This is a genomic window from Curtobacterium sp. A7_M15 (genome assembly GCF_030705415.1).
Classification (GTDB): Bacteria; Actinomycetota; Actinomycetes; order Actinomycetales; family Microbacteriaceae; genus Curtobacterium.
Map to the genome: position 1 here is coordinate 1 of NZ_JAUZED010000056.1, position 22,515 is coordinate 22,515.

A 22,515-nucleotide genomic window follows, 5' to 3' on the forward strand; every position below is an offset into this window, starting at 1 on the left:
GACCCGCGTGATCGACGCGGGTCGCGCCTCCCGTTCACTCGCCTTCGTTCGTGTCGTGCGCCGGCCGGTCGAACCAGGCCAGCAGGATCTCCTCCGCGCGGTGTGAGGCGCGTTCACGGGCGATGTCCATCGCGGTGCGCCCCTCGGCGTCCTCGACCCGGACGTCCGCGCCGCGTTCGAGCAGTGCCTCGGTCGTGCCGCGGTTGTCGAACCAGACGGCCGCGTGCAGCGGCGCGAAGCCCCACCGCGGGTCGACCTCGTCGATGCCGGCAGGATCCTGACCGATGCCGTCGAGCGCCAGCGAGAGGCCGCCGACGTCGCCGTGCGCCGCAGCCCGTACCGCCGGGGTCGCCCACTCGACCCAGCCGTCGGGGACCGGCCCGTGCCAGCCGTGAGCAGGGCGTGACTCGAGCGCTGCCCAGTCCTCTTCGCCGACGGGACGCACCTCGATCACGACGTCGCGGAAGTGGATCGCGAGCTCGCCGGTGGGGGAGACCAGCAGCCGGAGCTCCCAGACGTCGGCGTCCACGTGCGCGATCTCGCCGCGGGAGACGTGGACGTCTCCGGCCAGCAGGTCGAGTGCCTCGGTGTCGGACGGGTCGAGCACGGCGCGGTCGAAGCGGAGGGACACCCGCGCGTGGTTCCACCGGCGCCAGAGGCCGTCCGGGGTGTCGAGCACCTCGTCGTTGCGCACGACGAACACGGCGTGGACGGTGTGGGTCGGCGTCGAGTCGACCCCGGCGTCGCCGTGGCGCCCCGACTCTTCCAGGCGCCAGCTCTGGATGCGGGACTCGCTCCACGTGACGGACGCGAGGGCGGCCACAGACGGCGGGGCGTCGGTCACCAGGCGTGCGAGGTGCTCGGGGTAGCCGTCGACGTCCTCGAGGGAGACGTACCCGACGGCGGGCCAACCCACTCGACTCCATCGCACGGTGCGAGCCTACCGGGGCAGGAGCGCCCGGACTGCGCCGAGGTCGCCGCGGCGCAGCCCGAAGAACGGCAGGACGGGCATGCCGGCGACGCGCCGGAGGAAGACGAGGTTGCCACCGGCGGAGACGACGTTGCCGACGAGCGTGGCGACCGCCGCACCGAGCGCACCGGCGATCGGGGCGAGCAGGACGAGCGTCGCGATGCTGCAGACGGCGGCGATCGCCAGGGAGACGCTGCGCAACCCGGGGCGGCCGACGGCAGCGAGACCGACGCCCGCGAGGGAGCCTGGTGAACCGAGCACCAAGCCGAGGAGCAGTACTGCGGCGACCGGGACGGCTTCGGCGTAGCCGGCGCCGAACAGCCACGGCACGGCGAACGGCAGCACTGCCGTCAGCCCCGCGGCGACCACGAGCACGACCGCCGTGGTGAGCCGTGCCGCGCGTGCGAGCCCCGCATGGTCGGTGTCGGCGCTGTGCTTGCTGAACGAGACCTCCCGCACGGCGTTCGCCACGATGAGCGGCACGTCCGCGATGTTCACCGCGACCGCGTACAGGCCGAGGGCTGCGGCGCCGGCCAGGGGGAGGAGCAGTGACTGGTCGATGCGGCTCAGGATGATGCCCGAGAGCGCCCCGAGCCACACCCGCCCACCGTACGACAGGAGCACCCCGGCTCGAAGCGTGCTCGCGTCGGCGTTCGAGGCCGCACGGGAACGCCTGAGGAGGTGCAGGTAGACCAGCGCGCCGAGCACCGGACTCAGCGCGATAGCAGTGATCGCTCCCTCGACCGTCAGTGTTCCGGTCGCCGCGAGCACCGCGATGACGAGCAGCCGCGAACTTTGGGTGACGACACGTTCGATCGTGACGAGGCGCCAGGCGTGCAGGCCCGCCGCGACGGCCTGCAGGAGGGCTGCGAGCAGGTTCGGCACCAGCGCGATCCCCGCCAGCCCGATGAGCGATGCGAGCGCGGGGTCGCCACCCGCGAGCGTCGGGCTGAGGAGCGCGACGAGCGCCGTCGTGACACCGCCCACCGCAGCGCTGACCACGGCCGCGACGACCATGGCGGGGCGGAGGATCGCCGGCTGCCGGGCAACCCAGTGCGTGAGCGCCGACGGAAGTCCGAGTGAGGCGAGCGCCACGGCGAGCAGCAGCGGTGCGGTTGCTGCGGCCACCACGCCCCGGCCCGCGGGTTCGAGCGCGGAAGCGAGGATCGGGGCGGTCGCCAGGCTCGCGAGCGGGGCGACGGCGTTGCCCAGCGTCGAGACGACGATCGGGTTGCGGCGCGGGCGGGCCATCTGGCTTCCTCGGGTTCGGGTTGTGGCGTTTCCGGGCGGTTCCGTGCACCGGACACAGGAGTGGGGGGGGGGGGGGGGGGGGGCGCGCCCCCCCGGGGGGCCACGGGGGGGCCACTGAGGGGGGGGGGGTGCCGGGGGGGGGCGGGCCCCGGCACCCGGGGGGGGGGGGGGCGCGGGGGCCCCCCCCGCCACTGGTCGTCACTTCGCGGCGACGATCTCGTTGTGCTTGATCTTGTCGACGCCGGACGGCTCGTCGCCGCCGTACGTGACGGTGTTGTTGGTCCCCTCGATGTCGATCGAACCGACTGACTTCACGTCGATCGAGTTGTTCGAGCCGGCGATCGAGAGGGTCTTGACGGAGCCGATCTCGACCGCGGCTGCGGTGACCCAGAACTCGACGGTGTCGCAGCCCTTGGCGAGCGCGGGCTTGGCCTTGGCAGCGTCGGTGACACGCAGGAGGCCGTCGACGCACTTGTCGAGGTTCTCGATGGCGCCGCGAGTGTCGCCGACGCGCGGATCGTTCGATGTCGCCGCACTCGAGGCGGTTGGCTTCGGCGTCGACTCGGACTTCGCGTCGGAAGCCGAGCAGCCGGCGAGTGTCGCAGCGAGGACCCCCGCGGTGAGCGAGGCGATGAGGAGCTTCTTCATGACTGGACCAATCGGATCGGACGGTGGGTGGTGATCCCAGGCTAACACGTGAAATATTGCATGCGCAATGGGTATGGGGAAGGCCCCCGTCGCTGAGTGCGGCGGGGGCCTTCGGTGGTGCGGGTGTCACTGACCGGTCAGCGTGAACGCGACGGTCTGCTTGCCGGGGACGCCCGGCTCGGTGTACTGGACGAGGAGGCTGTGGGTGCCTCGCGGGATGTTGACGCTGTCGCCGCTCCAGTTGCCCTTGGCATCCGCGGTGACGGTGCTCATGAAGTTGGCACCGCTGCGGTTGATCACGTTGACCTGGGTACCCGTGGTGGCCTTGCCGCTGAAGGTGGTCGGGGCGTTGGCGGTGACGACGTCACCGCTCTGGTGGCTGTCGAACGAGAACGGCTGCACCGTTGCACGCTCGACGGTGATCGCCAGGGAGATCATCTGCTTGCCCGGCGTGCCGGGCTCGATGTACTGCACCGTCAGGCCGTTCGGTCCGTCGGGCAGGTCCGCCGTGCCGGTCCAGTCGCCCGAGGGGCCGACCGTGAGGGTCGGCATGACCGGGGTGGTGGAGCCGTTGCGGACCACGTTCACCAGCGTGCCCGTGGAGGCCTTGCCGGTGAAGGTGACGGTGCCCTGCGGGTTCGTCTGCACGGTGTCGTTGTTCGACGGGCTCGTGAGCTCGAACGGCTGGGTGATCCCGCCGACGACCGTGAGGGTCAGCTTCTCGGTCTGCTTGCCGGGCTTCCCGGGTTCCGTGTACTGGACGGTGACGGTGTGGGTGCCGTTCGGCAGGGTCGCCTGCCCGCTCCAGTTGCCGTCGGCGTCGATCGTGGTGCCGGACATCAGGATGTTTCCGCGCTTGTCCACGACGTTCACGGTGGTGCCGGTGGCGCCGACGCCGGTGACGTCGAACGTGTTCGAGTTCACCGTGGCCCCGTCCGCGGGGGACGTGACGTCGAACGGCTGCATGGTGCCGCCCTGCACGGTGATGGTCAGGTCGACCGTCTGCTTGCCGGGCTTGCCGGGCTCGAGGTACTGGACCGTGATGGTGTGCGTGCCGTTGGGCAGCGTGACCTGTCCGCTCCAGTCGCCGTTGCCGTCGATCGTGGTGGCCCGCATGATCGGGTTCGTGTTACCGGCGCGGATCGCGTTGACGGTGGTGCCGGTGGTGCCGATGCCAGTGATGTCGAACGTGTTCGATGTCACGGTCCCACCGTTCGAGGGCGAGGTGACCTCGAACGGCTGGACGACGCTCTGCTCCACCGTGACCGTGAAGTCGACAGTCTTCTTCGCGCCGGAGCCGGGTTCGGTGTACTGCGCGGTCAGCACGTGGGTGCCGGAGGGCAGGGACGCCTTGCCGGACCAGTTGCCCGAAGCATCGGTGGTGGTCGTCGTCATGACGATGTCGCCGCGGCTGTTGACGACGTTGACCATGGTGCCCGTGGTCGCGAGACCCTTGATGTCGAACGGACCCGGGCGCAGCGTGGCACCGTCGGTCGGCTCGGTGATCTCGAAGTCCTGCACGACACCGTTCTGGACGGTGATCGTCAGCGGCTGGGCCTGCTGGCCCTGACCCGGCTCGGTGTACTGCACGGTGAGGTTGTGCACGCCGTTCGTGAGCGCGACGCTCGTGCCGTTCCAGTCGCCCTGAGCATCGGCCGTCCGGTTGGTCATCACGTTCGTGGCGCCCTCGACGATGCGCACCTGGGTGCCGGGCTCGGCACGGCCGGTGAAGTCGACCGTCGGGCCGGCGACCGTGGAGTTGTTCGCCGGTGTCGTGACCTCGAACGGGATCGTCGCGTCGTCGCCCGGGTTCACGACCACCGTCGAGGTGGTGGTGTTCGCACCCTTCGACTTCTGGGTCGCCGTGATCGTGGCTTCACCGTTCGGGATGTTGACGGCGCGGTTCCACGTGCCGTCGTCCCTCACCTCGACCGTGCGCGGCGTCGAACCGGTCACGGCGACGGTGACCTCGGAGCCGGGCTCGCCCTTGCCCTCGACCGTGATCGGCGAGTCGTCGATCTCGTCCTGGTCCATCGGGCTTTCGATCGCGACCGCGGTACCGAAGTCGAGCGTGACCTCCCGCGAGGTCTTCTTGTCATCGGCGTCGGTCTGCTCCACTGTCAGCTTGTACTCGCCGCCCTTGTTCGGAGCGTCGACCTCGATCGAGTACTCGCCCTCGGCGTTCGTCGTGCCGGTCGCGACGGCGTTGCCGTCAGCGTCCGTCACGGAGATGGCCGAGTCGGGCTTCCCCTTGCCGGAGATAACCGACTTCTCGTCGCGGCCGTCCTGGAACGCCCAGTCCGCCGAGAAGGGCTTGATCGCCTCCACGTCGCCGACGAGTTCGCCGGAGGCATACCCGCCGACCCGGAGCGTATTGTGGATATAGGATGCTGCGTGGTGAGTTCTCCATGCGTCACTGGTATATTTCCAGAACGTAGAGGTAGAATCGCCGCCAGCACCCACCGGGTTTCCATCCCACTTCAGCACCCCATCTTCATATGAGAACTTCCCCGCGGAGCAGGATCCGAACGCGAGGACATCCGAACCGAAGAGCGCGCGCATTTGGCGAGTGCCGCCGGAGCCATTGTGCGTCCAGTAATGCTCGTAGTTGCGGGGCTGCAGGCACTGCGTCCCCTTGGCAAGCGCGAAGCGACCGTCCGCTTCAGGATGTACGGACACCCGACTATCACGCTTCGCGTCCTCGAGATTGCTGTAGGACCCGGCGAAGTCATTCCAGGTCGTTGCGTCGCCCACAGGGATGCCGGAGCTGCTGGTTTGCCAGCTGCCCGGCCTACCGGGGGTGTAAAACTTGCCTCTGTTCTCGAAGACGAGGTCGATTTCGCCGGTCTTCTCACCCAGGCGGGTAGAAGGAGCAGCCGATGCCGAGGCGGCGCCGAAGGACAGGCCGGAAGCGATCGTCGCGATCGCGAGCGCCGAGGCCCCCAGGCCCTTCGCGAGACGCTTGGTCTTGTTGGACATGAGTGTGATCCCTTCCAGAGGGGTCGGGCCGCGTGCGTCGTTCGGGACGATGAGGTCGCCCGCGGCTCGCGGTCATCTTCTTCGCGGGACACCCCGCTGCTCAACCAAAATATCACGTATGAAAGTTGAATACAACATGAACAGCGTTGCGCAAACCTGCGTCGCGCTCACGCAACTTTGTGCTTCCTGGGTTGACGCGCCTCCGGTTCGGAGTAAGGTTGAGTCCATCGGACGCAAGTCCAACGACTTCAGCATCACGAGCAACAACAGAAGGAGCACCCACACATGGGACGTGCAGTAGGCATCGACCTCGGAACCACCAACTCGGTCGTCAGCGTGCTCGAGGGCGGCGAGCCCACGGTCATCGCCAACGCCGAGGGCATGCGCACCACGCCGTCGATCGTCGCCTTCACCAAGGACGGCGAGGTCCTGGTCGGCGAGACCGCCAAGCGCCAGGCCGTCACGAACGTCGACCGCACCATCGCCAGCGTCAAGCGCCACATCGGCACCGACTGGACGACGGACATCGACGGCAAGAAGTACACGCCGCAGGAGATCTCGGCCCGCATCCTGGGCAAGCTCAAGCGCGACGCCGAGCAGTACCTCGGTGAGGACGTCACCGACGCGGTCATCACCGTGCCGGCGTACTTCAACGACGCCGAGCGCCAGGCCACGAAGGACGCCGGTGAGATCGCCGGGCTCAACGTCCTCCGCATCATCAACGAGCCGACCGCCGCTGCTCTGGCGTACGGCCTCGACAAGGGCAAGGAAGACGAGCTCATCCTGGTCTTCGACCTCGGTGGCGGCACGTTCGACGTCTCCCTGCTCGAGGTGGGCAAGGACGACGACTTCTCCACGATCCAGGTCCGCGCGACCTCGGGCGACAACCGCCTCGGTGGTGACGACTGGGACCAGCGCATCGTCGACTACCTCGTCAAGAAGTTCAAGGACGAGCACGGCGTCGACCTCTCGACCGACAAGATCGCGAAGCAGCGCCTCAAGGAAGCCGCCGAGCAGGCGAAGAAGGAACTGTCGTCGCAGATGTCGGCGAGCATCCAGCTCCCGTACCTCACGCTGACGGCCGACGGCCCGCTCAACCTCGACGAGACCATCTCGCGCGCACAGTTCGAGCAGATGACCTCCGACCTGCTCGACCGCACGAAGAAGCCCTTCAACGACGTCATCAAGGAAGCCGGTGTCTCGGTCAACGACATCGCGCACGTGGTGCTCGTCGGTGGTTCGACCCGCATGCCCGCCGTGGCCGAGGTCGTCAAGTCGCTGACCGGCGGCAAGTCCCCGAACCAGGGCGTCAACCCGGACGAGGTCGTGGCCGTCGGTGCCGCGCTGCAGGCCGGTGTGCTGAAGGGCGAGCGCAAGGACGTCCTCCTCATCGACGTCACGCCGCTGTCGCTCGGCATCGAGACCAAGGGCGGCCTGATGACGAAGCTCATCGACCGCAACACCGCGATCCCGACCAAGCGGAGCGAGACCTTCACGACTGCTGACGACAACCAGCCGTCGGTCGCGATCCAGGTCTTCCAGGGCGAGCGCGAGTTCACCCGCGACAACAAGCCGCTCGGCACCTTCGAGCTGACCGGCATCGCCCCGGCTCCCCGTGGCGTCCCGCAGGTCGAGGTCACGTTCGACATCGACGCGAACGGCATCGTGCACGTGTCCGCGAAGGACAAGGGCACCGGCAAGGAGCAGTCGATGGTCATCTCCGGCGGTTCGTCGCTGCCGAAGGAGGACATCGAGCGCATGGTCCGCGAAGCCGAGGAGCACGCGGCCGAGGACAAGGCCCGCCGTGAGGCCAACGAGCGTCGCAACCAGGCCGAGCAGCTCGTCTACTCCATCGAGAAGCTCATCAAGGAGAACGACGAGAAGCTCCCCGCGGACGTCAAGTCCGAGGTGCAGGCCGACGTCGACTCCCTCAAGTCCGCCCTCGCGGGTGAGGACGACGAGGCCGTGAAGACCGCGTTCGACAAGCTCAACGAGTCGCAGGGCAAGCTCGGCCAGGCCATCTACGCCCAGCAGGACGCGGGTGCGGCGGCCGGCGGCGAGCAGCCGACGGGTGAGCAGCCGGCCGACGACGAGGACATCGTCGACGCCGAGGTCGTGGACGACGAGGACGACAAGGACAAGAAGTAACGATGACGGACCCCAAGGACAACGTGCCCGAGGACGGCGAGCCCCAGGTCGAGGGCGACGCCACCAACGCGCAGCAGCCCGAGGACCTCATCGAGGCGGAGGGGCCGGACGTGGAAGTCCCCACGGACGGCCCCGCCGCCGGCGGCCCGCAGAACGACCTCTCCCCTGAGGACGAAGCGCTGCTCGCCGACGCCGCCCGCGGCATCGCCGAGGACAAGCTCAGCACCGAGGACCGCGACCTGGTGGCGGAGATGCGTGCGGACATGCTCCGTGCGCAGGCCGAGCTGGTGAACTTCCGGAAGCGCGTCGAGCGCGACCGCGAGGCCAACCGCGAGGTCGCCATCGCCGAGGTCGTCCGGGCCCTGCTGCCGGCGCTCGACGACCTCACCCGCGCCGAGGCGCACGGTGACCTCGCCGAGGGACCGATGCAGGTCATCGGTCAGAAGATCCGCGGCGGCTTCGAGAAGTTCAAGCTCGTGCAGATCGGCGAGAAGGGCGAGTCCTTCGACCCGAACATCCACGAGGCGATCGTGCAGCTGCCGACCCCGGGTGCCACCGGCCAGACCGTGGCGGACGTCGTCGAGCCGGGCTACAAGCTCGGTGAGCGCGTCCTCCGTGCGGCCAAGGTCGCGGTGGCGGTCCCGGCCTGAGCGCGGGGAGGAGGTAGGGATTCATGGCCAGTCAGGACTGGTTCGACAAGGACTTCTACAAGGTCCTCGGCGTCGACAAGACGGCGAGCGACGCTGAGCTGAAGAAGACCTACCGGAAGCTCGCGCGGCAGTACCACCCGGACTCCAACCCGGGCGACGCCGCCGCCGAGAACCGCTTCAAGGAGATCAGCGAGGCGTACTCGGTGCTATCCGACAAGGAGCAGCGCCAGGAGTACGACCAGGTCCGCGCCATGGGCTCGGGCGCCCGCTTCACCGCGGGCGGCCCGGGTCAGGGCGGCGGCTTCGAGGACGTCTTCGGCGGCATGTTCGGTCAGGGCGGGGGCGGACAGCGTGTCCGCTTCGGCCAAGGAGGAGCAGGCGGCGCCGGCGGCTTCGAGGACATCCTCGGCGGGATGTTCGGCGGTGGCGGCGGCTTCGGCCAGTCCACCGGCGGCTACCGCGGGTTCGGCGGACCGACGAAGGGCCGCGACGTCACGGCGACGACGACCCTCGACTTCACCACCGCGATCGCCGGTGACACCGTCAAGCTCGCGCAGGGCAACGGTCGTCCGGTGAACGTGCGCATCCCGGCCGGGGTCGCCGACGGGCAGAAGATCCGCCTGCGCGGGCGCGGAGAACCGTCGCCCGACGGTGGAGAGGCCGGTGACCTCGTGGTCACGGTCACGGTCCGCAAGCACCCCGTGTTCGAGCGCGACGGGCAGAACCTGCGGCTGGACGTCCCCGTGACGTTCGTCGAGGCGGCGCTCGGCGCGACGATCGAGGTCCCGACGCTCGGGGGCTCCACCGTCAAGCTGAAGGTCGCGCCCGGCACGCCGTCGGGTCGCGTCCTCCGCGTCAAGGGGCGCGGCGTCGCCACCAAGAACGGGACGGGCGACCTGCTCGCCACCGTCCAGGTCGCGGTGCCGTCGCACCTGACGGACAAGCAGCGGGAGGCGGTCGAGGCCCTCGCCGAGGCACTGCCCGACGAGAACCCTCGCGAGGACCTCCTCACCAAGGCGCGCAGCTAGCGCGTCGCGACCACAGCAGTAGACCCGGCCTGGAGGGACGGCGCGGCTCCGTCAGGAACGCACGCCGTGCCTCCAGGCTGGCTTCCACCACCACGCGGACGACGGAAGGAACACGCCATGACCGACATGGACGAGAACTCGCCCGTCTTCGCGATCGCGATGGCGGCGGAGCTCGCCGAGATGCACCCGCAGACGCTGCGGCAGTACGACCGGCTCGGCCTGGTCGTGCCCGGCCGCACGCGCGGCGGGTCACGTCGGTACTCGATGCGCGACGTCGCGCAGCTGCGCGAGATCGCGCGGCTCGGGTCCGAGGGCGTCTCGCTCGAGGGGATCCGCCGCGTCCTCGAACTCGAGAACGAGAACCGCGCGCTCCGTGCGCGCGTGAGCGAGCTGGAGACGGCCCTCGCCGACCAGCTCATCAACCGGCCGGGCGCTCGCGTGTTCGCGGCGACCACCACGGGTGGTGCGGTACCGCTCCGTGCCGGCATGCGGCCGCAGCGGAACACGCAGATCGTGCTCTACCGCGGGCCGCGCTGACCCGACCCCACCGGGTCCATCGGTACGCTGGCGCCGTGCCACCGGACTTCGCCGACTTCTTCCGCCGCCGCGACGACGACGCGCCGGACCTCATCGCGATCGACGGCACGGACCGCTTCATCCTCGACGAAGCGCCGCACGTGCACGGTGACGCGCTCCGGCAGCCCGGCGAGGTCGCCGTCGTCGACGACCGGTACGGCGTGCTGACCCTGGGGGCGATCACGGTGCACGGTGCGTCGGACGTCCGGGTCGTGCAGGACTCCCTCGTCGGGGTGCGCGCGCTCGAGGCCAACGCCGGCACCTTCGGACGCCGGGGCTTCCACCACCCCTCGTCGCTCGAGCAGGCGTTCCGCGACGTCCGGCTCGTCCTGCTCCGGCTGTCGAAGTCGAACGACCGGCTCGACGAGCTCGCCCGCGCGGTGGCCCGGTTCGCCGCACCCGACGTCGTGCTGCTGTGCGGCGGGGTGTCGAAGCACATGAACCTCGGGCAGAACGACGTCCTGCGCCGGTACTTCGGCGAGGTCACGGCGTCCCGAGGTCGTGGGAAGTCCCGGTTGCTGATCGCGCAGGACCCGCTCCGCGCGCAGGCGACCCGGGCGGACGCGACGAACCCCTGGCCGCGGTCGGTGCACGTCGACGACCTCGGGATGACCCTCGTGGCCCACGGTGGGGTCTTCGCCGGGACCTCGCTCGACCAGGGCACACGGGTGCTGCTCGACGCGATGGACGATGCCGTGCCGACCGCCCGGGTCGCCGTCGACCTCGGCTGCGGGAACGGGGTGATCGCCACCGCGCTGGCACTGCGGCGCCCGTCCGTTCGGGTCGTCGCGACGGACGTGTCGCAGATCGCCGTGGCATCGACGATCGCCACGGCGCAGGCCAACGGGGTCGCGGACCGAGTGCGCGTCGTGCGGACTGACGCGGGCGACGAACTCGACGAGGGCTCCGCGCAGCTCGTCCTCTGCAACCCGCCGTTCCACGCGGACACCACGGTGACCACGGACGCGGCCGAGGCGATGTTCCGGAACGCGGCCACGATCCTCCAGTCCGGCGGCGAACTGTGGTGCGTGTGGAACTCGCACCTGCGCTACCGGCCGGTCCTCGAGCGGGCCGTGGGGGTGACGCGGCAGGTGGTGCGGACGCCGAAGTTCACGGTGACGGCGTCGCGGCGAGCGTGACGGGCCGATCGTCCGCCCGGTGACCGCGCCGTCCGATGGCGAGCGACCATCGTCGACGACGCCTGCATCGTCCGGTGCCGCAGGCGGTGCGGTGTCGTTGCCTCGGCACCACACCACCTGCGGAGCTGTCAACCGGTGATCTCGTACGAGCTGCCGTCGACCAAGTGCACCGTGGCGCTGTAGGCGAAGTCGTGCTCCTGGGTGAAGTCGAGTCCGCGCCAAGCGACGATCCAGAAGCCGTCCGCACTCATCGAGGCGGCGTGATCCCCGCTCGCCCGCGTGTGGAACACGATGCCGGACACCTCGAATCCTGCACGCCCGAAGGCTTCATCCGCCTTCGCACCGGTCCAGTTGCCGATGCTGTCGATCTCGACTCCGCGAGCCTCTGGTGCGCTGTGCGACAGGTTCCACTCGCCACCGATGGTGCCGTTCGGCAGTGTGTACCGTTCGTACACACGCTCGCCCTTCCGGACGATCTCGAACGCATGAGCGCCGACGTTCGCCTTCGCGATGACCCCTGCGGCACGGACCTGGTGGACGGCGCTGGGGGCCGCGCTCGCCGGCGCAGCAGCCGCCGTGAACGCGAGGGACGCTCCGATGATGGCCGCGGCCGCTCCCGTGCGACGCATGATGAGTGAGGAACGCATGGTGAGACCTTTCGTCGTGCAAGCACCGGCGGTGCCTGTCACGACCGATCCAATCAACGTGCGAAACGCAGAACATCAGACTGCAGTACGAAGTTGCCTGTGGGGTGACTGCGCGGAACGACGAATGCGCACGGCGGACCGTGCGCATTCGTCGTCAAGGTGAGCAGCTGACCGGCATGGCCAGCGCGACCTCAGGCCGGGACGTAGTCGAACGTGTCGGGGTCCGGGCCGGTGCGGTGGCCCTTGTCGAGCGAGGTGATGTCCGTCATGTCCTCGCCCGAGAGCTCGAAGTCGAAGATCGCGAAGTTCTCCTCGACGCGGGCACGGGTGACCGACTTCGGGAACACGATGTCGCCGCGCTGGATGTGCCAGCGGAGGACGACCTGCGCCGGGGACTTGTCGTGCGCCGAGGCGATGCGGGTGATGGTCTCGTCGTCGAGGACGAGGCCCTGGGCGATCGGGGACCAGGCCTCGGTCGCGATGCCGAGGTCGGCGTTCACCTGACGGAGCTCGTCCTGGGTGAGGTACGGGTGCACCTCGATCTGGTTCACGGCCGGGGTGATCGTGGTCTCGTCACGCAGACGGTGCAGGTGGTGCGCCTGGAAGTTGCTCACGCCGATCGAGCGGGCGGTACCGGCGTGGTAGAGCTCCTCGAGGGCCTTCCAGGTGGGGACGAAGTCCGACACGGTGGGCAGCGGCCAGTGGATGAGGAAGAGGTCGGTGTAGCCGCCGAGCAGGTCGGCCGACTTCTTGCCGTTCTCGGCCGCGAGTGCCGGGTCGTGGAAGCCGTTGTTGAGCTTCGAGGTGACGAAGATCTCCTCGCGCGGGATGCCGGACGCCTCGATGGCCTCGCCGACCTCCTTCTCGTTGCCGTACATCTCGGCAGTGTCGATGTGGCGGTAGCCGACCTCGAGCGCGGTGAGCGTCGCTTCCTTCGTGTCCTCGGGCTTGATCTGGAAGACGCCGAAGCCGAGCTGCGGGATGGTCTTGCCGTCGTTCAGGGTGATGTTCGGAACGGTCATGACCCGAGTCAACCAAAGCCCGCCCAGCGGTCATTCCGGGAACGTTCAGCCCGGGCGAGCCGTTGCACCCGATGGACGCTCGACTACGCCAGCGCAGCCGTGATGTACGCCTGCAGCGCCAGTCCGTACGCCTCGGCAGCATCGTCGGACGTGAAGGAACGGTCAGCACCGCCGACGGTCGCGACCACCGTGAACCCCGCCGACAGGGAGACGAACGCCGGTCCGAGCAGCTCCCGTAGCTGGTCCTCGCGCGGGAGCCAGAGGGACTCCGCGGCATCGACCGAGTCCAGTGCCCACTCGGTCGTCCCGTTGAACCCGAGCACCGTCCCCGAGGGGTAGTCGTGCCGCTCCACGGTCATCTCGGACACCGTGTAGACGTCGTCGTCGACGCCCGGCTTGTCGATCACGAACCGGTCGCCGGTCGCCGGGTGCCACCGCAGGCCGGCGTCGCGCAGGGCGGTGGCGAGTGCAACACTGATCACGCATCCCAGCCTGCCACTCGCGGTCCTGCAAGGTCGCCGTACTAGCATCGCCGAGCACCCCCGCACGCACACGCACCAGCGTTCGCGCGCGCGAACGCGACGACGCCCGGGCAACCGGTGCCGCGCCTCCAGGCCGACGACCCGGCCAGGTGGCCGACATCCGGCCGGCGTCCCGACCGCAGCGGACACCGACCCGTCCGCCGAAGAGAAGGACCCGCATGACCCTCGAACGCGAGGAACTCCGCGACGGCTGGACCGTGACCATGGCGGGTGAGGCGCCGCCCGCGGGCGCGCCGAGCGACGTCGTGGGGCGGACCATCCGCGCCACCGTGCCGGGGCAGGTGCACACCGACCTCGAACGCGAGGGGCTGCTCGCGGACCCGACGTTCGATCGCAACGAGGACGGTGCCAAGTGGGTCGGCCGGGCCGACTGGTCGTACCAGCGCACGGTCGACGTCGACCCGCGTGGCTTCGAGCGCGTGGACCTCGTGTGCGACGGGCTCGACACCGTCGCCGAGCTCAGCCTCGACGGCGTCGTCGTCGGCACGACGCGGAACATGCACCGCCGCTACCGGTTCGACGCGCGGGACAGCACCGGCGGGATCGGTCGGGGGAGCAAGACGCTCGAGGTGCTGTTCGAGTCGCCCTACCGCGAGGCCGGACGCGTCGCCGCGAAGGCCGGCAGCATGCCCGGGCCGTACGACGAACCGTTCCCGTACATCCGGAAGATGGCCTCGAACTTCGGGTGGGACTGGGGGCTCACGGCGGTCACGAGCGGGCCGTGGCGACCGGTCGCGATCGAGCGGTGGTCGACGGCCAGGCTCCGCGACGTCCGCCCGCTGGTCGACGTCGAGGCCGGCGAGGGCGTGCTCGACGCCCACATCACCGTCGAGCGCTCCGGGCTGAACGACCTCGACCAGGACGGCGAGGACGACGACCTCGTCCTCGTCGTGACGGTCAGCGGCCCGACGGCCGACGGCGGGACGACGCGGCAGCGCTCACGGGCGCAGCTCACCCCGAAGGACGACGAGACCGTCGTCACGGTGCGGGTGCCCGAGGTGCAGCGGTGGTGGCCGCGCGGGTACGGCGCGCAGGACATGTACGACGTCGTGGTCGAGCTGCAGACGGTCGACGGCGAGGTCCTCGACCGCTCGGCGTTCCGCAGCGGTTTCCGCTCGACGCGCATCGAGACGACGTCCGACAGCATCGGCAAGCCGTTCAACGTGCACGTCAACGGCACACTCATCGACGTCCGCGGCGTGAACTGGATCCCGGACGACGTGATCGTCTCCCGCGTCACGCGTGACCGGGTCGCCACGCGTCTGCGCGCTGCGGCCGACCTCAACGTCAACCTCGTGCGTGTCTGGGGCGGCGGGGTCTACGAGTCGAACGACTTCTACGAGGTCTGCGACGAGCTCGGCCTGCTCGTCTGGCAGGACTTCCCGTTCGCGTGCTCGGCCTACCCTGAGGGAGAGCCGATCCGCAGTGAGGTCATCGCCGAGGCACGGGACAACGTCGCCCGGCTCGCCCGCCACCCCTCGCTCGTGCTCTGGAACGGCAACAACGAGAACATCTGGCTGCACGAGGTCGACGGCTGGGCGACCGAGCTCGGGGACCGTGGCTGGGGTCTCGACTACTACCTCGACCTGCTGCCGACGATCGTCGACGCGGTCGACCCGTCCCGCTTCTACACGGTCGCGTCGCCGTGGTCGGGCTCCGAGTCGCTCTTCGCGAACGACGTCGACCACGAGACGCACCACTCGTGGGACGTCTGGAACCGGCTGCCCGACACCGCGTACCGCGCCTCCGTGCCGCGGTTCGTCTCGGAGTTCGGCTGGCAGGCGCCGCCGGCGTGGCGCACGCTGCGGTCGGCCGTCTCCGACGAGCCGATGCGCGTCGACTCGCCGGGAGTCGTCCACCACCAGAAGGCAGCGGACGGCATGGCGAAGCTCGCGCGGGGCCTCGCGCCGCGCTTCGGCTCCGTGGCGCCGGCCGAGTTCGACCGGTGGCACTACCTGACGCAGCTCCAGCAGACGCGGGCGATCGCGACGGGCGTCGAGCACTGGCGGACGCACTGGCCGCGCAACACCGGTGTCATCGTGTGGCAGCTCAACGACCTGTGGCCGGTCTCGTCGTGGTCGGCGATCGACTCGGCCGGGAGGCTGAAGCCGCTGGCGCACGAGCTGCGGCGGCTCTACGACGACGTGCTGCTCACGATCCGGCCGGTCTCCGCGGTCCCGGCTGCGGGCGGGGCCGGCTCGGTGGACGGGTCCGGTCCGGTGGGCGCGTCCGGCTCGGTTGGTGAGTCCGGTCCGGCGGGCGCGTCCGGCTCGGTTGGTGAGTCCGGTCCGGCGGGCGCGTCCGGCTCGGTGGGTGAGCCGTCGGGCCAGCCAGGAGGCGCGGATCGCCCCACCACGTCGGCCTCCGCCAGCGAGACGGCTGATCTGGGCGACCTGGCGGACACGCTCTCGCTCGGGGTGTCGCCCGGGTCGTTCGGCAACGCGCCCATCGAGGTGGCCGTCCGCTCGACCCGCACGGGCCACGACAGCGTCGTCCGCGTGCGGCGGGTGAACCTCTCCGGGACGGTCCTCGCCGAGGTCTCGCTCCCCGTCCGTCTGTCCGACGCCGGTGTCGCCGTGGTGGCGCTGCCGGAATCGGTCGGCGTCGTGGACGATCCGACGAAGGAGCTCGTCGTCGCGGACATGGACTGGCGTCGCGCGGTGTGGACGCCGGCTCCCGACAAGGACATGCGCTGGGAGCCGGCACGGTACCGGACAGCGTTCGCCCCGGCGGCCGACGGCGACGGCCTCGACCTCGTCGTCGAGGCCGACGGCCTCGTACGGGACCTCCTCTTCCAGCCCGACCGGGTCGCTCCCGAGGGCTCGGTCGACCGCGGGTTCATGACCCTGCTGCCCGGAGAACGGGTCGCCTACCGGCTGCGCGGCGTGACCGAGGCAGACATCCCGGCGCTGACCTCGGCGCCCGTCACCTGGACCATCACGGACGCACTCTGGCATTGATATGCGAAACGACACCGTGATATTCTGACCGGAGTGCTGCTTCGTCGACCCGAAGGACAGCGGCACCCGGTCGGTCTCCCCGGCCGGTGGCCGACAGGAGGGCTCTTCGATGTCACTCGCGATGCGACCGCTCAGTGCGGTGTCCCGATCCATCGAGGTCGTCGGCACTCCGCAGTCCGACCGGAGCCGTCGCCGCGGTGTGACGGGCATCGGCCTCGCCGGACTCGACCTGGCGTTGCTCCTCGTGGCGTTCGCCGTCGCGCACCTGGTCCGGTTCCCGGGGGAGCTCCCCGTGGGTTCGAGCGCTGCCGGGTGGACCGAGTTCGTGGTCGCTCCCGTGATGATCGTGGCCTGGATGGTCCTGCTCACCGCCTCCCGCAGTCGTGACCCGCGCATCGTCGGCGTCGGCGGCGACGAGTTCCGGCGACTGATCACCGCGAGCCTCGTGACCGTCGCGTCGGTGGCCGGAGTCGCGTACGCGGTCCAGATCGACCTCGCCCGCGGCTACGTCGCCATCGCGTTCCCGCTCGGACTCCTCCTGCTGGCCATCGGTCGGAAGGCCGTCCGGACCGTGCTCGCTCGGCGACGCTGCCGGGGCGAGGGACTGCAGGACGTCCTGCTCGTCGGTGACCTGGACGACGTGACCTACGTCGGACGGCGCATCGCGGCCACCCCTGCTGCCGGGTACCGCGTCCGGGCGGTCATCTCCGACTGCGTCCGCGCCGGGTCCCGGGTGTCGCTCGGTGGCACGAGCGTGCCGGTGATCGACGGGGTCGACAGTGTCCTCGACCGGGCCCAGAGCGAACCGGTGGCAGCCGTGGTGGTCGCCGGCGCGATCCGGGGCGGGCACGAGCGGCTCCGGCGACTCGGCTGGCAGCTGGAAGCGCACGGTGTCGAGCTCGTCGTGTCCTCGCCGCTGGCGGACATCGCAGCCGGTCGGGTGCACGAGCGGCCGGTCGACGGGCTGCCCCTCATGCACGTCGAGACGCCCGACTACCGGCGCCGGATCGGCAAGCGGGCGCTGGACATCGTCGGCGCTGGCCTGGGCCTGCTGCTCCTCGCGCCGGTGTTCGCCGTCATCGCCCTGGTCATCCGCGCGGACGACCGTGGCCACGTGTTCTTCCGTCAGACCCGGGTGGGCCGCGACGGGCAGGAGTTCTCGATCCTCAAGTTCCGGACGATGTGCGTCGATGCCGAGGCTCGGATGGCCGCACTCGAGCAGGAGAACGAAGGCGCCGGACTGCTCTTCAAGATGAAGCAGGACCCGCGCATCACCCGGGTCGGGGCGTTCCTCCGGCGGACGTCGCTCGACGAGTTGCCGCAGCTCTGGAACGTCCTCACCGGTTCGATGAGCCTGGTCGGGCCCCGACCGGCACTCCCGCGAGAGGTCGCCCTGTACGAGGACTTCGCCGACCGTCGGCTGCTCGTGACCCCGGGCATCACCGGGCTCTGGCAGGTGAGCGGCCGCTCGGACCTCGACTGGGCTGACGGTGTCCGGCTCGACCTGCACTACGTCGAGAACTGGTCCTTCGTGCACGACGTCGTCATCCTCGCCCGGACCATCCCGTCCGTGCTGCGCTCCCGAGGCGCCTACTGACCCGATCGCGCCTGACCCGCGATCGGCCGTGCGCACCCCCGGGCTGCAATGGCAGTCCGGGGGTGCTGCCTGTGCGAACGGTGTCCGTTCGGGTGCCCGGCCTGGGTTTCCTGACCGGTGCGAGTTACGATGGGTGCACGACGGACTTCCGCCGCACGCGTCGACGGTGACTCGGAGACGGCGACCAGATCCAGATACCAAGGAGTCATGATGCTCGGAAACCTCGGTGGCGTACACCTGCTGATCATCCTCGGGATCGTCATCCTGTTGTTCGGTGCGACCAAGCTCCCGGCACTCGCCAAGGGCCTCGGGCAGTCGATCAACATCTTCAAGAAGGAGATGGGCGACGACGAGAAGAAGGCCAAGGGCACCGATGCGGGCGTGCAGACCACGACCGTGACGAACACGGCAGCCGAGCCCGCGCCGCAGCCGGTCGTCAACCCCGGCCCGTCGGTCCAGCCGAACTCGGACTCCAGGAACTAGGACCCCAGCCCCGTCCTGTCGGCAGCCCCCGTGACCACGTCGGTCGCGGGGGCTTCGTCGTGTGCGGCCAGTTGCGGCGGCGTGTGGTGTCCGGCGAGTTCTCCACAGGTCCTCGCAGGGGCAGGCGGGACCGTGCCCGGTGGCGGAGGATGGGCACATGACGACCCCTGCCCCGCTTCGCGATGACCGCCGCGTCGTGCTCGTCGTCGCGATCCTGTCGTCCTTCGTCGTGGGACTCGACTCGAGCGTCGTGAACGTGGCGCTCCCGGCGATCCGTGACGAACTCGGCGGGGGACTGGTCGTCCAGCAGTGGACGGTGGACGCGTACCTCGTCACGCTCGGTTCGCTCATCCTCGTGGCAGGCAGTCTGTCCGACCTGTTCGGACGCGTCCGCATCATCACGTGGGGCCTCGTGGTCTTCGGGATCGCCTCGATCGTGTGCGCGGTCGCCCCCACCGGCGAGGTCCTCATCGTCGCCCGGGCACTGCAGGGCGTCGGCGGTGCACTCGTCACCCCGAGCGCCCTCGCACTCATCGTGGCGGCGTTCCGCGGTGCGGCGCAGGCGAAGGCGATCGGCACGTGGACGGCCTGGTCGAGTGCGGCGACGATCCTCGGTCCGGTCGTCGGCGGGCTCGTCGTGGACGGCATCGGCTGGCGGTGGATCTTCGTGTTGACGGCCGTGCCGATCGTCGTCACGATCCCGCTCGTGTCGCGGATCTCGGCGGACGTACGGGTGGGTCCTCGAGCACACGTGGACGTGGTCGGAGCGGTGCTCGCCGTCGTGGGCGTCGGTGGTGTCGTCCTCGCGCTGATCGAGCAGGAGCGCCTCGGGTGGGATGCACCGGTCGTCCTCGCTGCGCTGGTGCTCGGTGGGGCCGCGCTCGTGGCCTTCGTACCGTGGGAGCTCCGTGTCACCCGCAGGCACGGCGCGCCGCTCGTCCCGCTCGAGCTCTTCCGTGCGCGGAACTTCAGCGTCGGCAACCTCGCGACCCTGTCGATCTACGGGGCCCTCGGGATGGTGTTCTTCGTCGTGACGCTGTTCCTGCAAGAGGTCTGGCGTTTCCCGGCCTGGCTCGCCGGCCTCGCGACGCTCCCGCCGACCGTGATGCTCCTGCTCCTCTCCACCACCGTCGGCTCGTTCGCCGGGCGGTGGGGACCGCGATGGTTCATGGCGACCGGCCCGGCGATCGCCGCGGTCGGGGCGCTCCTGCTCCTGTTCGCCGGTGACGAGCCGGTCGGGTACTGGTGGTCGGTGCTCCCCGGTCTGGTGCTCATCGGTACGGGGATCGCGCTCATGGTGACGCCGCTGACGAGTGCGGTCCTCGGGTCGGTCCCGCAGTCCGAGGCCGGTGCGGGCTCGGCCGTCAACAACGCGATCGCGCGGATCGCCGGGCTCGTCATGGTGGCGCTCGCGGGGATCGTCCTCGGCGGAGCCGTCAGCGTCGAGGGACTCCACCGCGCGATGGTCGTGATGTCGCTGCTGCTCATCGCGGGCGCGCTCGTGAGTGCCGTCGGGATACGGAATCCGGGATCGACGGGAATCTCTCGGAGCGAACGCAAGTTGAGTGGAGTAGACTCAACTCCAGTACCAACGCAACGAAAGGACGGAACGCATGGCGAACCTCCAGGGCGCTCCTGACTCGCAAGAGCGACAGAAGACCGCCCTCGAGCAGTACGGCGTCGACCTCACGGCGATCGCCCGCAACGGCAAGCTCGACCCGGTGATCGGGCGCGATGCCGAGATCCGACGCGTCTCCCAGGTGCTGACGCGCCGCACGAAGAACAACCCCGTGCTCATCGGTGAACCCGGTGTCGGCAAGACGGCCGTCGTCGAAGGACTCGCCCAGCGGATCGTCGCGGGCGACGTCGCCGACTCCCTCAAGGACAAGCGGCTCGTGTCGCTCGACATCTCAGCCCTCATCGCCGGCGCGAAGTACCGCGGCGAGTTCGAGGAACGGCTCAAGGACGTGCTCAAGGAGATCAACGAGTCCGACGGGCAGGTCATCACCTTCATCGACGAGCTGCACACGCTCATGGGAGCCGGCGGGGGCGAAGGCTCCGTGGCTGCGTCGAACATGCTCAAGCCGATGCTCGCGCGCGGTGAACTCCGACTCATCGGTGCGACGACGCTCGACGAGTACCGCGAGTACATCGAGAAGGACGCCGCCCTCGAACGGCGTTTCCAGCAGGTCTTCGTGGGGGAGCCCAGTGTCGAGGACACCGTGGCGATCCTCCGCGGGCTCAAGGAGCGCTACGAAGCGCACCACAAGGTGACCATCAACGACTCCGCGCTCGTGGCGGCGTCGAGTCTGTCGAACCGGTACATCTCCGGCCGGCAACTGCCGGACAAGGCGATCGACCTCATCGACGAGGCGGCGAGCCGGCTCCGGATGGAGATCGACTCGAGCCCGGTCGAGATCGACGAGCTCAAGCGCACCGTGGACCGGTTGCGCGTCGAGGAGTTCGCGCTGAAGCAGGAGAAGGACGACGCGTCGAAGGCGCGGCTCGAGACCCTGCGTGCCGAGCTCGCGAGCCGCGAGACACTGTTGGCCGAGCTCGAGCAGCGGTGGCAGACGGAACGCGCCACCCTCAACCGGATCGGTGAGCTCAAGCAGCAGCTCGACGACCTCAACATGCGGTCCCAGCGGGCGCAGCGCGAGGCCGACTACGAACTGGTGTCGCGCATCGAGTACAGCGAGAAGCCCCGGATCGAGGCCGAGCTGGCCGCCGCCGAGCAGGCCGAGCAGGCCGACCGCATGGTGAACGACAGCGTCACCGACGAGGACATCGCCGCGGTGATCGCGCAGTGGACGGGCATCCCCCTCGGGCGCCTGCTGCAGGGCGAGACCGAGAAGCTCCTGCACCTCGAGAACGAACTCGGCCGCCGGATCATCGGGCAGCGCTCCGCCGTCTCGACGGTCTCCGAGGCGGTCCGCCGCACCCGCGCGGGCATCTCGGACCCCGATCGCCCGACCGGCTCGTTCCTGTTCCTCGGGCCCACCGGCGTCGGCAAGACCGAGCTGGCCAAGGCGCTCGCCGAGTTCCTGTTCGACGACGAGAAGGCCCTCGTGCGGATCGACATGAGCGAGTACGGCGAGAAGCACTCGGTCGCCCGGCTGATCGGCGCCCCGCCCGGGTACGTCGGCTACGAGGCCGGTGGGCAGCTCACCGAGACCGTCCGCCGTCGCCCGTACTCCGTGGTGCTGCTCGACGAGATCGAGAAGGCCCACCCCGAGGTCTTCGACGTGCTCCTGCAGGTCCTCGACGACGGGCGCCTGACCGACGGCCAGGGTCGGACGGTGGACTTCCGGAACACGATCCTCATCCTGACGTCGAACCTCGGGTCGCAGTTCATGACCGACCAGTCGATCACGGACGTGCAGCGCGAGGAGGCCGTCCGCGAGCTCGTGGCGCAGGCGTTCCGGCCCGAGTTCATCAACCGACTCGACGACATCGTCGTGTTCCAGGCGCTCACCGAAGAGGACCTCGGGCAGATCGTGTCCCTCTACGTCGACCGGCTCGCCCGTCGGCTGACCGACCGACGGCTGGAGCTGGCCGTCACGCCGGACGCCCGGGCCTGGCTCGCCGAGCGCGGGTACGACCCGGTGTACGGAGCACGTCCGCTCCGTCGGCTCATGCAGCGGCAGATCGACGACCGGCTCGCGCGGGCCATCCTCGCCGGCGACGTGCGCGACGGCGACACCGTCCGGGTCGACGTCGCCGCGGGCGGCGACGAGCTGACGGTGGAGCCGTTCGAGCTCGCGGAGATCGTCGAGGAGTAGGCGGCGCACGAGACGTGACTCCCGGGCCCACGCCGCCGGTCCCGGGCGGACGCGTCAGCGGCCGCCCGGCCGTGCCGGTGGGGCGAGGCGCGG

At 69.9% G+C, this 22,515-nt stretch carries 17 protein-coding genes; 10 read left to right on the forward strand and 7 right to left on the reverse strand.

What is annotated here, in order from left to right:
- Positions 1 to 34: 34 nt before the first annotated feature.
- The 4 genes from Q7F20_RS11275 to Q7F20_RS11290 all read right to left on the reverse strand — a co-directional run bounded on the left by Q7F20_RS11275 (position 35) and on the right by Q7F20_RS11290 (position 5,848).
- Positions 35 to 931, reverse strand: a complete 897-nt coding sequence (locus Q7F20_RS11275) for an ankyrin repeat domain-containing protein (RefSeq protein ID WP_305740183.1) — start codon at positions 929 to 931, stop codon at positions 35 to 37.
- 9 nt (positions 932 to 940) lie between these two features.
- Positions 941 to 2,221 carry an oligosaccharide flippase family protein gene (locus Q7F20_RS11280; protein WP_305740184.1) on the reverse strand — a complete coding sequence of 427 codons (1,281 nt, stop codon included), beginning with the start codon at positions 2,219 to 2,221 and terminating at the stop codon, positions 941 to 943.
- 198 nt (positions 2,222 to 2,419) lie between these two features.
- Entirely contained in the window at positions 2,420 to 2,869 is a 450-nt protein-coding gene (locus Q7F20_RS11285; protein WP_305740185.1) for a DUF3060 domain-containing protein, read from the reverse strand.
- A gap of 126 nt (positions 2,870 to 2,995) precedes the next feature.
- The gene (locus Q7F20_RS11290; RefSeq protein WP_305740186.1) at positions 2,996 to 5,848 is read right to left on the reverse strand and encodes an Ig-like domain-containing protein; all 2,853 of its coding nucleotides are present in this window, start codon (positions 5,846 to 5,848) and stop codon (positions 2,996 to 2,998) included.
- 285 nt (positions 5,849 to 6,133) lie between these two features.
- On the opposite strand from Q7F20_RS11290, the gene dnaK reads away from it, so the two are divergent.
- From dnaK to Q7F20_RS11315, 5 genes are all read left to right on the forward strand, one after another.
- A complete protein-coding gene (gene dnaK, locus Q7F20_RS11295) occupies positions 6,134 to 7,996 on the forward strand; it encodes a molecular chaperone DnaK (protein ID WP_305740187.1) in 1,863 nt (620 codons plus the stop codon).
- A gap of 2 nt (positions 7,997 to 7,998) precedes the next feature.
- A complete protein-coding gene (locus tag Q7F20_RS11300) occupies positions 7,999 to 8,646 on the forward strand; it encodes a nucleotide exchange factor GrpE (RefSeq protein ID WP_305740188.1) in 648 nt (215 codons plus the stop codon).
- A gap of 23 nt (positions 8,647 to 8,669) precedes the next feature.
- Entirely contained in the window at positions 8,670 to 9,674 is a 1,005-nt protein-coding gene (locus Q7F20_RS11305; protein WP_305740189.1) for a DnaJ C-terminal domain-containing protein, read from the forward strand.
- 126 nt (positions 9,675 to 9,800) lie between these two features.
- A complete protein-coding gene (locus Q7F20_RS11310; protein ID WP_305740198.1) occupies positions 9,801 to 10,211 on the forward strand; it encodes a heat shock protein transcriptional repressor HspR in 411 nt (136 codons plus the stop codon).
- 35 nt (positions 10,212 to 10,246) lie between these two features.
- On the forward strand, positions 10,247 to 11,389 hold the full coding sequence (locus Q7F20_RS11315) for a class I SAM-dependent methyltransferase (RefSeq protein WP_305740190.1): 1,143 nt from the start codon (positions 10,247 to 10,249) through the stop codon (positions 11,387 to 11,389).
- 128 nt (positions 11,390 to 11,517) lie between these two features.
- On the opposite strand, the gene Q7F20_RS11320 is transcribed toward Q7F20_RS11315, so the two are convergent.
- From Q7F20_RS11320 to Q7F20_RS11330, 3 genes are all read right to left on the reverse strand, one after another.
- On the reverse strand, positions 11,518 to 12,036 hold the full coding sequence (locus tag Q7F20_RS11320) for a hypothetical protein (RefSeq protein ID WP_305740191.1): 519 nt from the start codon (positions 12,034 to 12,036) through the stop codon (positions 11,518 to 11,520).
- Positions 12,037 to 12,227: 191 nt separating this feature from the next.
- Positions 12,228 to 13,058 carry an aldo/keto reductase gene (locus Q7F20_RS11325; RefSeq protein WP_305740192.1) on the reverse strand — a complete coding sequence of 277 codons (831 nt, stop codon included), beginning with the start codon at positions 13,056 to 13,058 and terminating at the stop codon, positions 12,228 to 12,230.
- A gap of 83 nt (positions 13,059 to 13,141) precedes the next feature.
- The gene (locus Q7F20_RS11330; protein ID WP_305740193.1) at positions 13,142 to 13,540 is read right to left on the reverse strand and encodes a pilus assembly protein CpaE; all 399 of its coding nucleotides are present in this window, start codon (positions 13,538 to 13,540) and stop codon (positions 13,142 to 13,144) included.
- Between the two features lie 218 nt (positions 13,541 to 13,758).
- Between Q7F20_RS11330 and Q7F20_RS11335 the strand changes: the two genes are divergently transcribed.
- The 5 genes from Q7F20_RS11335 (at position 13,759) to Q7F20_RS11355 (ending at position 22,422) form a co-directional block, all read left to right on the forward strand.
- Positions 13,759 to 16,560 carry a glycoside hydrolase family 2 protein gene (locus Q7F20_RS11335; protein ID WP_305740194.1) on the forward strand — a complete coding sequence of 934 codons (2,802 nt, stop codon included), beginning with the start codon at positions 13,759 to 13,761 and terminating at the stop codon, positions 16,558 to 16,560.
- 109 nt (positions 16,561 to 16,669) lie between these two features.
- The gene (locus tag Q7F20_RS11340; RefSeq protein ID WP_305740195.1) at positions 16,670 to 18,157 is read left to right on the forward strand and encodes a sugar transferase; all 1,488 of its coding nucleotides are present in this window, start codon (positions 16,670 to 16,672) and stop codon (positions 18,155 to 18,157) included.
- A 207-nt stretch (positions 18,158 to 18,364) separates the two neighbouring features.
- Complete coding sequence (gene tatA / locus Q7F20_RS11345) at positions 18,365 to 18,640, forward strand: twin-arginine translocase TatA/TatE family subunit (RefSeq protein WP_370871665.1); 276 nt, start codon at positions 18,365 to 18,367, stop codon at positions 18,638 to 18,640.
- Between the two features lie 157 nt (positions 18,641 to 18,797).
- Positions 18,798 to 20,279: an MFS transporter gene (locus Q7F20_RS11350; protein ID WP_305740196.1), complete on the forward strand. Its 1,482-nt coding sequence runs from the start codon at positions 18,798 to 18,800 to the stop codon at positions 20,277 to 20,279.
- Positions 20,254 to 22,422 (forward strand): ATP-dependent Clp protease ATP-binding subunit, encoded by a 2,169-nt coding sequence (locus tag Q7F20_RS11355; RefSeq protein ID WP_305740197.1) that lies wholly within the window; start codon positions 20,254 to 20,256, stop codon positions 22,420 to 22,422. Before Q7F20_RS11350 ends, Q7F20_RS11355 begins: the two co-directional genes overlap by 26 nt.
- Positions 22,423 to 22,515 lie beyond the last annotated feature (93 nt).

Bases quoted from the DNA above. Each gene is read 5' to 3' on its own strand.
- Q7F20_RS11280 (WP_305740184.1), bottom strand. From the start codon at position 2,221: ATGGCCCGCCCGCGCCGCAACCCGATCGTCGTCTCGACGCTGGGCAAC.
- Q7F20_RS11285 (WP_305740185.1), bottom strand. From the start codon at position 2,869: ATGAAGAAGCTCCTCATCGCCTCGCTCACCGCGGGGGTCCTCGCTGCG.
- Q7F20_RS11290 (WP_305740186.1), bottom strand. From the start codon at position 5,848: ATGTCCAACAAGACCAAGCGTCTCGCGAAGGGCCTGGGGGCCTCGGCG.
- dnaK (WP_305740187.1), top strand. From the start codon at position 6,134: ATGGGACGTGCAGTAGGCATCGACCTCGGAACCACCAACTCGGTCGTC.
- Q7F20_RS11300 (WP_305740188.1), top strand. From the start codon at position 7,999: ATGACGGACCCCAAGGACAACGTGCCCGAGGACGGCGAGCCCCAGGTC.
- Q7F20_RS11305 (WP_305740189.1), top strand. From the start codon at position 8,670: ATGGCCAGTCAGGACTGGTTCGACAAGGACTTCTACAAGGTCCTCGGC.
- Q7F20_RS11310 (WP_305740198.1), top strand. From the start codon at position 9,801: ATGGACGAGAACTCGCCCGTCTTCGCGATCGCGATGGCGGCGGAGCTC.
- Q7F20_RS11320 (WP_305740191.1), bottom strand. From the start codon at position 12,036: ATGCGTTCCTCACTCATCATGCGTCGCACGGGAGCGGCCGCGGCCATC.
- Q7F20_RS11325 (WP_305740192.1), bottom strand. From the start codon at position 13,058: ATGACCGTTCCGAACATCACCCTGAACGACGGCAAGACCATCCCGCAG.
- Q7F20_RS11335 (WP_305740194.1), top strand. From the start codon at position 13,759: ATGACCCTCGAACGCGAGGAACTCCGCGACGGCTGGACCGTGACCATG.
- Q7F20_RS11340 (WP_305740195.1), top strand. From the start codon at position 16,670: ATGTCACTCGCGATGCGACCGCTCAGTGCGGTGTCCCGATCCATCGAG.
- tatA (WP_370871665.1), top strand. From the start codon at position 18,365: ATGATGCTCGGAAACCTCGGTGGCGTACACCTGCTGATCATCCTCGGG.
- Q7F20_RS11350 (WP_305740196.1), top strand. From the start codon at position 18,798: ATGACGACCCCTGCCCCGCTTCGCGATGACCGCCGCGTCGTGCTCGTC.
- Q7F20_RS11355 (WP_305740197.1), top strand. From the start codon at position 20,254: ATGGCGAACCTCCAGGGCGCTCCTGACTCGCAAGAGCGACAGAAGACC.